Annotated in this window: 9 protein-coding genes; 1 reads left to right on the plus strand and 8 read right to left on the minus strand. The window is 62.3% G+C overall.

Translation table 11 applies throughout. The annotated features are described in order from the left end of the window. Window positions 1-52: 52 nt before the first annotated feature. The 5 genes from BLR66_RS07825 to BLR66_RS07845 all read right to left on the minus strand — a co-directional run bounded on the left by BLR66_RS07825 (window position 53) and on the right by BLR66_RS07845 (window position 8,771). Window positions 53-2,401 carry a TonB-dependent receptor gene (locus BLR66_RS07825; protein ID WP_176943793.1) on the minus strand — a complete coding sequence of 783 codons (2,349 nt, stop codon included), beginning with the start codon at window positions 2,399-2,401 and terminating at the stop codon, window positions 53-55. Window positions 2,402-2,564: 163 nt separating this feature from the next. Beyond that, window positions 2,565-4,271, minus strand: coding sequence for an N-acyl-D-amino-acid deacylase family protein (locus BLR66_RS07830; RefSeq protein WP_093282747.1), 1,707 nt, complete (start codon window positions 4,269-4,271; stop codon window positions 2,565-2,567). Between the two features lie 67 nt (window positions 4,272-4,338). Beyond that, on the minus strand, window positions 4,339-5,679 hold the full coding sequence (locus BLR66_RS07835) for a peptide MFS transporter (RefSeq protein ID WP_093282752.1): 1,341 nt from the start codon (window positions 5,677-5,679) through the stop codon (window positions 4,339-4,341). Further along, complete coding sequence (locus BLR66_RS07840) at window positions 5,676-6,689, minus strand: dipeptide epimerase (RefSeq protein ID WP_255402341.1); 1,014 nt, start codon at window positions 6,687-6,689, stop codon at window positions 5,676-5,678. The genes BLR66_RS07835 and BLR66_RS07840 overlap by 4 nt, the downstream gene beginning before the upstream one ends. A 63-nt stretch (window positions 6,690-6,752) precedes the next feature. Then, window positions 6,753-8,771 (minus strand): serine hydrolase domain-containing protein, encoded by a 2,019-nt coding sequence (locus tag BLR66_RS07845; protein WP_218119603.1) that lies wholly within the window; start codon window positions 8,769-8,771, stop codon window positions 6,753-6,755. 247 nt (window positions 8,772-9,018) lie between these two features. Here BLR66_RS07845 and BLR66_RS07850 point away from each other — a divergent pair, with 247 nt between their 5' ends. Then, window positions 9,019-9,714 carry a helix-turn-helix domain-containing protein gene (locus BLR66_RS07850; protein WP_093282757.1) on the plus strand — a complete coding sequence of 232 codons (696 nt, stop codon included), beginning with the start codon at window positions 9,019-9,021 and terminating at the stop codon, window positions 9,712-9,714. Window positions 9,715-9,953: 239 nt separating this feature from the next. On the opposite strand, the gene BLR66_RS07855 is transcribed toward BLR66_RS07850, so the two are convergent. From BLR66_RS07855 to BLR66_RS07865, 3 genes are all read right to left on the minus strand, one after another. Further along, window positions 9,954-11,081: an NAD(P)-dependent alcohol dehydrogenase gene (locus BLR66_RS07855; RefSeq protein ID WP_093282760.1), complete on the minus strand. Its 1,128-nt coding sequence runs from the start codon at window positions 11,079-11,081 to the stop codon at window positions 9,954-9,956. A 155-nt stretch (window positions 11,082-11,236) separates the two neighbouring features. Then, window positions 11,237-11,905, minus strand: a complete 669-nt coding sequence (locus tag BLR66_RS07860) for an HAD family hydrolase (protein WP_093282764.1) — start codon at window positions 11,903-11,905, stop codon at window positions 11,237-11,239. 64 nt (window positions 11,906-11,969) lie between these two features. Next, window positions 11,970-12,344, minus strand: a complete 375-nt coding sequence (locus BLR66_RS07865) for a winged helix-turn-helix transcriptional regulator (protein WP_093282769.1) — start codon at window positions 12,342-12,344, stop codon at window positions 11,970-11,972. Window positions 12,345-12,477: the final 133 nt, after the last annotated feature.

Genomic DNA, 12,477 nt, shown 5'->3' on the forward strand with positions numbered 1-12,477 from the left:
CACGTTCCGCCGGTACGGAACACCGGCAGCGGACGATGGCGATGGCGGCGCTTTAGAACCGGTAATCGAACTCGATGCCGAAGGTACGCGGGCGGATCGGCACCGCCGCCACTTGCACGTGGGTGCCGGTTATCGCGCTGTTGATAGGCGTGAGCGAGGACCATGCGCCTTCATCGGTTATGTTGTTGGCATAGATACGCAGTTCCCAATTGCCCTTGCCGATGCCCGCATACAGATCGAGCGCACGGTAGCTATCCAGTTCCAAAGGTGCGGTTATTTCCTCGTCCAGCACGGTCGAGGGATCCCCCGGAGCGGTTATCCGCTGGCGCTCGGTCGTATCGTTCAACCGCTTGCCCACGCCACGCAATGCGGCGCCCGCCTGGCCGTTGAAACCGCCTACCGCGAAGGCATATTCGGCGGTCAACGCCCACGACAACTTGGGCACATAAGGCATCCGGTCGCCTGCCAGTCCGGTGTTGAGGATGACGTCGAAACCGTCCTGCGGGATCACCGTGGGCTCAAAATCGTTCTTGATGTCGGCTTTCGTATAAGCGACGTTGAAACCGACGGTCAGCGCATCAGTGGCCCGGAACAGGGTGGACAGTTCGGCGCCTTCGCTGGTCGCCTCGCCGCCATTGACCAGACCGCCGATGCCGTTGAACGAAGAGGCCACTTGGATGTCTTCCCAGTCGATGCGGAACACAGCCAGATCCAACTGCACGCGCTGCTCGGCGAACTGCGCTTTGAGCCCAAGCTCGTAGCTGGAGAGCATCGACGAATCCACCTTGGGAGGTATGCCGACAATCGCCACGTTCGGCCCGCCGGGTTGATAGCCGGTCGCGGCGCGTGCATACAGCATGGCGTCTTCGCCCAGCTTGAACTGCGGACTGATGCTCCAGGTGAAGACGTCTTCCTCGGACTCGCCTGGCGTATTGCCGATCGGCACCAGAATGCCCTCGCTCACGTTCTGGCTGAACCGTTGTTCGTTACGCGCCTGGCGCACACCGGCGTCTAGCTTGAAGCGCTCGCCGATGCGCCAGGAACCGTTGGCGAAAACCGCAAGCTCTTTGTAGGTACTGGGCAGGCCGAGGAAGGTCAGCGTCGAAAACATCTCGTCGTAGGGCGCTGGCAGCGGAGAACCATCCAACTGGCCCAGCCATGCGAGCTGCGTCTGCAGCGCATCTTCCTTGGTGTAGAAAATGCCCACCAGCCACTCGAACCGGCCGCCGCTTTTCGAGCTCAGGCGGAATTCCTGGGTGACTTTGTCCAGGTCGAACTCGTAACGCACGAAGGAACTGCCGGGTTCGGGCAGGCCGAGCAGCGCGTTGGCCACTTCCCCGAACTGGATGGTCGAGTCGATCTGGGTCATCGTGTCGGTCTGCGACCAACCGGTGGCGGACACGAAGTCGGCCCATCCCATGTCCCAATCCAGGCTCAGTGACGTCAGCGTCAGTTCTTTGGAAAAGGGCTGGTGCTGCCAGGTCCTGTCGACCAGATCGCCGAACAGCGGCTCCATGGTCTCGGGGTCCAGCGCGGTGCCGCCGCGGTCGTCGGCGCTGATGCGTTGCTGCAGCACAGAGAGATTGAGGTCGAATGCGTCGCCATCCCAGAACAATGCCGCGCGCGCGCCCATTTGCTCGCTGTCGTTGATGTCCTCGCGCCCATCGACGACGTTGTCGGTGTAACCCGGCAACCCGTTGCGCGCGAAACTCATGCGCAAGCCAAGACGGTCCTCTTTCAACGGCACGCTCGCGCCAAAGCGGGTGTTCCAGGCGTCGCCGCCGTCGTTCACCGTGCGCATTCCGAAACCGAGGCGGAACTCATCCCCGCTTACGTCGGGCGCGCGCGTCACGTATTTGAGCAGTCCGCCGATGGCGCCGGCGCCGTAGAGCGTGCCTTGCGGTCCGCGCAGCACTTCCACACGGCTGATGTCGTAGGGCAGCACGTCCAGCATCAAGGTATTGGCGCCTTGATAGATTCCGCTGGATCCTACCGGCACCTCGTCGATGTAAGTCGCCACCGAAGCGCCGGAGGACAGCGCCGCGATGCCGCGCAGCGACACCGAGGTCTGTCCCGGGCTTCCGTTGTCCTGCACCTGCATGCCGGGAATCAGGGAAGCGTAGTCGGCCAGCGAACTGGCTCCGAGGTTCTCGAGCTGGCGCTCGCCGATGACGCTGATCGACGCGGCGACATCGCGAATGTTCTCTACGCGCTTGTTGGCGGTGACCACCACCCGGTCGAGCGTGGCTGCGCGCTCTGCGGAGCTGGTATCCGACTGTGCCTGGGCTTCGGAGCTCTCCTGCGCCGAAACGGGAGCCGCGATCGCCCACGCCAGAGCGCTGGTGATGGCGAGGGACAAGGGCGAGCGATACCACGGGCGGCTGGACTGGAACGCGTTCATCTCTGGATCTCCCCGGACGGCGAATGGGTGGTGCGGATGATCGGCCCGGGCTGGATGCGCCAAAGGCGACATGTGCCGGTATCCTGATCAGGGATAATGATCCTAATCAGAGAATTGTCAATATATTTGGAAAATGACCTCCGGGTTTTCGTCGCGGCCCTGATCAGTCGCTTTTGGGCGCCTGCCAGCCAGGCCCGCGCACCACCCGTCCCGGCTTGGCCCCGGTGTGTTCGCCGTCGCGCAACACCTGCACGCCATTGACGAAAACATCGCTGACGCCGGTGGCGTACTGCTGCGGCGACTTGTAGGTGGCGTGGTCGGCGATCCGGGCCGGGTCGAACACCACGACATCGGCAAAGCAACCTGGATTGAGGCAACCGCGGTCGCGCAGTTTCCAGTTCGTCGCCGGCAGGCCCGTCAAACGGTGGATGCCTTCTTCCAACGACATCAGTTTTCGGTCGCGCACGTAATGGCCCAGGAACTTGGCGAAGTTTCCGTAAGCGCGGGGATGCGTGCTGGACTTGAGGAAGACGCCTTCCGGCGCCGACGATTCCGCATCCGACCCCAGGCTGGTCCAAGGCTGCTTCAAACCCAGCTCTACGTTTTCCTCGCTCATAAGGAAATACGCGGCGACCACGCGCGAATCGTCCTCGACGACCAGATCGATCAGGGTTTCCTCGCCGGATTTCCCGCGCTCCCTGGCCACTTCCGCCAGCGTCTTTCCGATCAACGGCTTCAGCTTTTCGTTCTTGAAATCGAACAGCAGCACGCGATCATCCGACCCGGAGAGCAGACGGATGTTTTCCCACTCGACATTGGGGTCTTTCATCTCGGCGATCACGCGCTTGCGGATAGCCGGATCCTTGAGCCGGGCGATCATGGCTTCATGACCGTCGGCCTGCACCCAGGGCGGCAGACCCGCGGTCAGGCCGGTGGCGCCGGCGGTGTAGGTGTACATGTTGGCGCTGACCAACGCGCCCTGCTTTCGGGCTGATTCTATGTTGGCGATCGCCTGGGCCATCTTCGACCAGTTCCTTTCCCCCGCTGCTTTGAGGTGGTAAACCTCGGCACGCTGCCCGGTGGCGCGGGCGATGCCGATGGTTTCGTCCAGCGCTTCCAGGAACCGGTCCGCTTCGCTGCGCATATGCGCGACATAGCCGCCGCCGGATTCGGCCACGGCCTGCGCAAGCGCGATCAGTTCGCTGCTGTCGGCGAAGGCGGCCGGCGGATAGATCAGCGAACCGCCCACGCCCAGTGCGCCTTCGGCCATCGCTTGCCGCACCAGATCCTGCATCCGCGCCAACTGCGCGGCATCCGGCTTCACGTCGCCCTCCCCCAATTCATGGATGCGCACAGTCGTGGCGCCGACGAAGGAGGCGACATTCGGAGTGACGCCGCGCTTCTCCAGATATTCCAGGTACTCGCCCAGCGTGGTCCATTCGATCGGGTAACGGATGTCGCCTTGCTGCTTCAGCGCGTCGGCCTTCATCTTTTCGTTGTAAGGCCCCATCGACCAGCCTTCACCGAACACCTCCAGGGTCACGCCCTGCTTGGTATCGCTGACGCCGCGCCCGTCGGCGATCAGCGATTCGGGTGCCCAGCTCAACATATTGATGAAACCCGGGGCGACGGCTTGGCCGTGCGCATCCACAGTATGGGTAGCCACCGCGTCGCCTCCCGCGGGCAACAGTGCGGCGATGCGGTCGCCGCGCACCGCCACGTCGACCCGCCGGCCAGCGGCGCCGCTGCCGTCGTAGACCACGCCATTGCGTATCAGCAGGTCGTACGGTTCGCTGCCGGCGCGCGCGCCGGACGCCGACGCGCAGCCGGCGAGCGCCAAGGCCAGCAGGGAAAGGCTCAGTCGATACATCGGTGTGCTCCTCATGGATATCGCAACGGTGGCAGAGATCACGGCAGAACACCGTGACCGGCAAGCTTCAACTACGGACTTCTTCCAACGGACCGCCGGCATCGGCGGAAGCGTTTGTTTCGACAGACAGGGAACGCCGGGCCGACTCCACATTGCGAATGGGACGATCCAACATCCACAGAACGCACGCGGCCGACAATGCCAGCCCCGACAGCAATACGAAGAATCCGGCGTGGCTGGTCCGCGACCACAAAGCGCCCACCGCACCGGCAAGCAGGCTGCCGGTGAAGATCGCGAAGAACCAGGCAGCCACGGTGGTCGCGCCAAGTCGCGGTGGCGCCAGGCGTGCGAACAGGCCCAGCCCGGTCGGCAGAATGTAAAGCTCGCCCAGCGTGAGGATGACGAAGAACGCCAGCAGCCAGGGCCAACCGACGCGCTCGCCGCCCGCGAAATGGTCCAGCGCCGCCAGCAGCAGATACGCCAGCGCAACGATGATCGCGCCGATGGCCATCTTGCGAGCCGGCGAAGTCTCGCGGCCCGCATCGGCGCGACGTCGCCAGTGGAGCAGCAGCAGCGGCGTCATGCTGATCACCAGCAACGGATTCAAGGCCTGGAACCAGGTCATCGGAATCACCATCCCGCCCCACGCGCGGTCCACGCCGATGTCGGTCCACAACGGCAGCGTATTGCCGATCTGCTCGTAAGCGCCGCGGAAGATCGTCGCTGCAAGTCCGACGCCCAACAGCAGCAGCCAGATCCGGCTCTGATCGCTTGCGCGCTCGCCTGCCGCGGACGGCGTTCGCGCCACGCGCGTGCGGTTCTCCGGCGGAAGGTAGTCGCGGCCCAGCACATAGACGATCAGGCCGACGAACATGCCGATACCGGCGGCCCCGAAACCGTAATGCCAACCGTAGACTTCACCCAGCGTGCCGCAGATCAGCGGCGCCATGAAGCCGCCGATGTTCAGGCCCACGTAGTACACGTTGTAGGCGCGCCCGCGGCGCGGATCGTCGGCGTGGTACAGGTCGTTGATCTGGCTGGGAAGGCTGGGCAGGAACAGGCCGTTGCCCAGCGCGATGGTGGCCAGCGCGATGTAGAACAGTGGTTCGAAAGTCATCATGAAATGCCCCAGCGCCATCACGCTGCCGCCGATGACCACCGCGTTGCGCTTGCCCAGCCAGCGGTCGGCGATGGCGCCGCCCAGGATCGGCGTGAAGTACGCCATCGCCGTATAGGTGCCGTAGATGAAGGAGGATTTCTCCTGCGCGAACAGCAGCTCCTTGGTCATGTAATAGACCAGCAGCGTGCGCATTCCATAGTAGGAGAACAGTTCCCACATGTTGGTGAGGAACAGGATCGTGAGGCCGCGCGGCTGGCCGAACCAGGTCTTGTCGGCCATTGCGCTCATGCGAGGGTCTTCGGGCCCCAGACTTCATCGCCGCAGGTGATGTAACCGTCTTCGTAGCGGACCGATGGCGTGCGGTCTTTCACCAGGAAGATCGGCCCATCCAGATCGACGATATCGCAGAACTGGCCCAGCACGAACGCCGGTGCGGCCGCCAGGCTGGTGCCGCACATGTTGCCGACCATGACCTTCTTACCCAGTTCGCGCGCGCGCCTGGCCATGAGCAGACCCTCGGTAAGGCCGCCGCATTTGTCGAGCTTGATGTTGATGACATCGAACCGGTGGTGGCGCGCCTCCAGCTCGGCGAGATCCAGGATGCTTTCGTCCGCTGCGAACGGCAAGGGGCGCTCGATTCCATCCAGGATATGTTCGCGCCCACGCACGCATGGTTGCTCGAGCAGCGACACTCCCGCCTCGATCAACACCGGCAGCAGCGACGGCAGGGTAGCCGCGTTGTAGCCCTGGTTGGCATCGACGCCAATCCACGCTTGCGGGCAACGTGCGCGCACTGCGCGTACCCGCGCACCGTCCAGCTCCGGATCTCCGGTCAGCTTCAGCTTCAATGCCCGCGCCTGCGGATAACCCGCTGCGCGGTCCGCCATTACCGACGGATCGTCGGCGCCCACGGTGAAAGTGGTCAACAGCCTGTCTACCTTCTCCAGGCCCGCCAGTTTCCAGACCGGGACGCCTTTGCGTTGCGATTCCAGTTCCCACAGGGCGCAATCGAGCGCGTTGCGCGCACCGCCTGCCGGCAACAACGTGCGCAAAGTATCCCGATCGATTCCTGCTTCTATGCGCGCACGCAGCGCTTCGAGCGTGGCGATCATCTTGTCGGGATGATCGTCGTTGTAATACACGCCCGCCGCTTCGCCACGACCGACATGCGCACCATCGCGCAGGGTCACCACGGTAGCGGGCATAGCTTCGAACACATGTCCTGCGATACGGAACGGGGCCGACATCGGCAGCGGTTCGTTGTGCAGTTCCAGTTCGACGGACACGGCTTCGGCCACGCGCACCTCAACAGTCGGGAATCGGGGAAGCGGCCGGCGGCAAACGCAGCCGGCCGGCCTCGGTCAGTAGTACGCGCCGTAACCGATCAGATGGTTGGCGAAGCCTACCCAGAGCAGGAACAGGCAGGACAGCGCCAGTAGCAAGGCCCACAGCTTGGCCAGCCAGCGGCGGCGTCCGCGCAGCACGTGCCAGGCGTTCCACACGGCGACTGCCGCGCCCACAGGCAGCACTACCGTTGCCAACAGGCGCAGCAAGTTGATCCACACATCGGAACTGGCTCCGGTCATCTCCAGATCGCCCAGCATCGCGACCACGAAGCCCAACGCGCCGCCCACCGACAGCAGCACGGCCAGCGCAGCGAGCCTGACCAGACGGTGCGCACGCGCATCGGTTCCGGACAACGCGTACGGCACACCGTAATAGCGGCGAATCAGCGCAGACACCGGCCATGCGAGTACGGTCAACAGCAACACCGCCAGACTGGCCGCCAGTAGCGGCAGCGAAAGCGCGCGCCAGGTGGAGAGGCGTTCGAACACCATGATCGGCGCGTAGGGCTCCATGCTGAAACGGATGACCTTGCCATCGACGACATCGGCGGCCAGGCGATCGCTGCCGGCGACGTCCTGCCAAAGGTAGGGCGAAATCTCGCGCCACTTCTTCGGCACGCCGTTGGCGCCCATCGCCAGCGGCACGCTGATGGTGCCGTCCTCGTTCGCCACCACCTTGACTTGGCCCAGCATGTTCACCAGCGACAGCAGGTTGCTTTGAGGACGCCGGCTGCTGTCGTAGTGGCCCACCATCTGCTGCGCATGGAGCTTGGCCTGTGCGGCGTCGATGCCAGGCGTGCGTGTTCTGGGACCTGGCAGATAGCGATCGGCGAAACCGCGAACCAAGGCGCCGCGGATCACCCCGGTCGCGCCGTCCCGTCCGCTGCTGTTCATGGAGACGAAGATGCCGATGCCATCGTCGAGAAACAGTTCCAGGTCGCTGTGGAAATACATCGTGTCGCCGCCGTGCGCGATCGCACGATGGCCGTTGACGGTGGTTTCGTAGAAACCGAGCATCATCCGGTTCAACGGACCGACCGAAGTCTGGCCCGTGGCATGCATCTTCTGCGCGGTTGCGGCGCTGAGGATGCGCGCATCGCCGTAGGCGCCATCCTGCAGGTGCGCCAACATGAAGCGGCCCATGTCCGCACCCGTGGAGGCAAGACTGCCCGCCGGCGCCAGGCTGATGAACTCGTAATCCTTCGCCTTGCCGTCGGAAGCCTTCGTGTAACCCTTCGACATCTTCGCCAGCAAGGCGGGTGGCAGCGGTTGGCTGAAGCTCGAATGGGCCATCCCCAACGGCTGGAAGATATGGCGCTGGATGTATGCGTCGAACGGTTCGCCCGACACGCGCTGGACGATATAGCCGGCCAATGCCGTGGCGTAGTTGGAATAGGCGGGCGTCGCGCCCGGCGCATGGATGCGTTCGGGCACCCAGCGCTTCAGTGCCTCTCCCAGCGGTACGATTTCTTCCTTGCGCGATGTGATCAGGCCGCGGATCTGTTCTTCCAGACCGGTGGTATGGGTCATCACCTGCCGCAACGTCATCGGCTTGCCGTCGGGCGACGGGATCTTGAAATCGAGGTACTGGTTTACGTCCGCATCCAGATCCAGCTTGCCCTGCTCGACCAGCTGCATGACCGCGGTCCAGGTGAACAGCTTGGACACCGAGCCGGGACGGAACAGCGTTCCCGCGGGATCGACCGGGGTGCGCTTTTCGATATCCGAATAGCCATAGCCCTTTTGCAGCAGCACCTGGCCATCCTTGACCACCACCACCACCGCGCCGGCGATGTCGCCGTTATCCAGCGCGTAGGGCAGGTAGCCGTCCAGCCAGGCCTCGGCATCAGCGCGGGTCAGCTCGGGCGCACCACTGGGCGAGGGGATCTTGGGCAATTGGGAAGCGGAGGGGTCCACCGGCACCGTAGCGGGTGGGATCGCGACCGGTGTCAGGGCGGCCTCTTGCGCCGTCAGTGTCGAGATCAAGCCCATGGCCAACAGGCAGCCGCACAACGTGAACGGAATTACGCGCATCGCATAGTCTCCGGAGGTAGAGGGCAAGCCAGGTTTCGGGGAGCTCGAACAGCTTGGCTATGGGATTGACTTTATCCTGATTCGGCAATAATGATCCTAATCAGAGAATTGTCAACATGCCGGAAGTACCCTTTCACCCTTGTATGCCCAGCAACTGCCGCTATTTCCCTAGAGCGCCTACTGAGGCGATGATGATCCTGCCCAGGACATCCATTGTTGGGCATATCACTCGGGAGACCAGGCAAGGATGACATCGCAACACCCCACCATCGGCGGCCTGCTGCGCTCGCTGCGCGCGCGCAAGGGCTGGACGCTCAAGCAGATGAGCCAGCATTCTGGCATTCCGCTGTCCACCCTTTCCAAGGTGGAACACGACCGCCTTACTCTTACCTACGACAAGCTGCTCCAGCTCAGCCAGCGCTTGAACCTGCGCATGTCCGAACTGTTCGCAGAGCAGGACGATGCGCCCGAGCCGGCGGTGACCGCACGCCGCAGCATCGGCCGCATCGAGGACGCGATCCGCGTCAACACGCCCAACTACGACTATTACTACTTGTGCCCGGAGCTGCGCCGCAAGCGCATGATCCCGGTGCTGACCCGCGTGCGCGCCAAGACCATCGAGGAATTCGGCGAACTCGTGCACCACTCCGGCGAGGAATACATCCACGTCCTCGAGGGACGGATGGAAGTGCATACCGAGTTCTACGATCCCATCGTTCTGGAAGCCGGCCAATCGGTATATATCGATTCCAATATGGGCCACGCCTACATTGCCGCCGAAGGCTGCGACGAAGTGCTTCTACTGGGCGTGTGCTCAAGCTCGGACGAGCAGCTGATGGAATCGTTGATGACGCTGCATGGTGAAGAAACGATAGCCCAGCGCGCGCAAGGCGAAGCGGCGGCCAAGCGGCCCGGGGCCAGGAGCAGGAAAGCTTCCCGTTGAAGCGGGTCGCGCAAATCACGACCGGATCCGAATACTGGAGCGGGTGAAGGGAATCGAACCCTCCCCCCCGCCCATCAAGCAAGGGTGCTGGCCCCAAGGCCCGTCTGGCAATTGATACTAGAAGTGATACCCACATCCTACCCTTGCTGAAAGCCGTGAGCTACAGGGCAGCGGATTTCGGCCTGAATCACCACGCAAAGCGGTAAGGCGACCAGCCCTGAAATAGGACAGTGCGGCCGCTAGAGGACCTTAGGTGGTCCTTGATCGAAGCGCAGGACGGCTTTCACTGCCCTACCCGCAGTCACGTCGGCGAACGCTTCATTGATATCGGAAAATTCGTAGAACGATACCAATCGATCTATGGGAAACTTGCCGGCGCGGTAGAGCTCGATGAGCTCCTTGATGAATAATGGGGAGATGGCATCTCCTTGGATAATTCCTTTCAGCGACTGACCCAATGCCAGTTGCGAAGCATCTATCACTGCGCCAGCGCCTTTGACAAAGGCAACGAAACCGAAAGTCCCCAACGCAGCCAGTGCACCTACCCCGGCTTCAAGATTTTCTTTACGCCCGCTGGTATCTAGAACGTAATCAACGCCCCTGGCAGAAACAGCGCGCAGGTCTGCCACGAGATCCGCACTGTCTTTGGCATTGATCACATGAGTTGCACCCAATGACTTCGCCACATCCAGCCTGGCCGGGTCCACATCTACCGCAATGATTGCGCCCACGCCGGTGGCAGCGGCCGCCATTACCGCTGCAAGCCCAACTGCACCTACACCAAAGACGGCAAACACCGAGCCCGGTTTCACTTCAAGTGCCTTGAGCACTGCGCCTGCGCCGGTTTGAAAACCGCATCCCAAGGGCCCCATCAGTTCTAACGGGACGTCTTTGGGAATCTTGATGGTGTTGCGCTGATGCGTGAGTGCAAAGGTCGAGAAAGACGATTGACCGAAGAAGTGGCCATGCAGAGCACCCCCATGAGGGAGGCTAATCGCACTGGATCCGTCTAGGCGTGCCCCGGCAAAGTTCGCGTCCCACATGCGCTCACAGTAGGCGGCATGGGCAGAAAGACATGGCTTGCAGACACCGCAGGAATGATACGAGAGCACCACATGGTCCCCAACAACAAGGCCGGAGACCGCGCTCCCCACACGCTCCACCACGCCGGCCCCTTCGTGTCCCAGCACCACGGGCAATGGCGTGGGAAATTTCCGGTGCACAACGTGCGAGTCGGTCGCGCAAATACCAGTGGCAGCCAAGCGGACGAGCACCTCGTTCTCACGCGGATCTTCGACGGTTATGTCGCTAATCTCAAATATCCCACCGGCTTGACGCAACACGGCTGCTCTTGCTGCAGTTGACATTGGCGCTCCACAAGAATGGATTAACACGGAGAAATATCTTCGTGAGGCGGCATGATGACCAACCGATAGACCAGATGGAACGATGTGGCGCATCGGAAGCGCAGGATTGGACTGTCGACAGCAAAAGTTAACAGCTGCGGGACGGGGAATTCCCGTCAGCAGCGGACCGCAAAAGCCAGCCCTGCCAAGCTGAGTTGACCGTCTGTCTCTGTACCAGCGCACAAGCCCTCATAGCTTTGGATCAGAAAATGGTCGCTTTGGATAGGTTTGGAATGAGTGGCCGCCACGATCACCACGGTGGCGCCAGCGGCCTCTGCTGCCTGAATACCGGCGGGCGCGTCCTCCCAGACCAGGCAGTCTGAAATCTCTACACCCAGGGCCTGGGCCGCGGCGATATAGCAATCAGGTGCCGGCTTACCAAGCTCAACATCTTCGGCAGTGATTAGCACTTCGGGCAGCGGTAGTCCTACGGCATTAAGCCGAGCAATCGCCAGGCGGCGCGGTGCGGAGGTCACGATGGCCCATCGCTGAGATGGCAGTGAGTCGAGAAAGCGGCGAGCACCCGCAATTTCCACGATGCCCTCAACATCGTCTACTTCTGCTTGTGTCAGGGCAAGCGCTTCGCGATCGATATCCGTCCCAACAGGTGCAAATCGCCGCATCGTCTGGACGACCTGCACCCCGTGCATGGCGGCCAGCACCTCGGCAGGATCCAATGCATGGCTGATGGCCCACCGGGTCCAGATGCGATTGGCCACGGTAATGCTGTCTAAGAGGGTTCCATCCATGTCAAACAGAAATGCTGCGAAACTACGATCCAGCATAAGCAACCTTGGCGAGCTGAGGCGCCGGTGTTATGGCTTGGAAACCATGGCCATCCATTGCGATCTACTGGTCCGCCCGCGCGTCGAATTTATCGCGTGCTTTGGAGATCTGACGCAGATGGTTTTGCGCCCACGTGGCAAGAGGTTCGACGGCCTCCCCTAAGGAGTGCCCAAGCGGCGTGAGCTTGTAGTCGACGCGCAGCGGGAGAGTAGAAACCTCCTTCCTATTCACCAGCCCGTCTCGTTCTAAGCCTCGTAGCGTCAGGGTGAGCATGCGTTGTGAAATGCCGCCTACAGATCGCTTGATGTCGCTAAAGCGCTTGGACCCTTGCGCCAGCAGCACCACGATCAGGATGCTCCATTTGTCCCCCACACGGGCTAATACCGAACTGATGACGCGGCACTCGGGGTCGTTCGGGTCAGGAAACTGGATGGACATGGTAAGGCTCCGGTTACAGAGATGTGCCTACTTGCGCACCCTGCCTAGCAGGACTACCTTAATTCAGGGCACAAATGTATACCACCTGGCGCCCTCGCGGCGACGGTGGCCGGTAGACGCATGTCCAAGTAGG

Origin of the sequence: Pseudoxanthomonas sp. CF125 (genome assembly GCF_900104085.1) — a bacterium.
Classification (GTDB): domain Bacteria; phylum Pseudomonadota; class Gammaproteobacteria; order Xanthomonadales; family Xanthomonadaceae; genus Pseudoxanthomonas_A.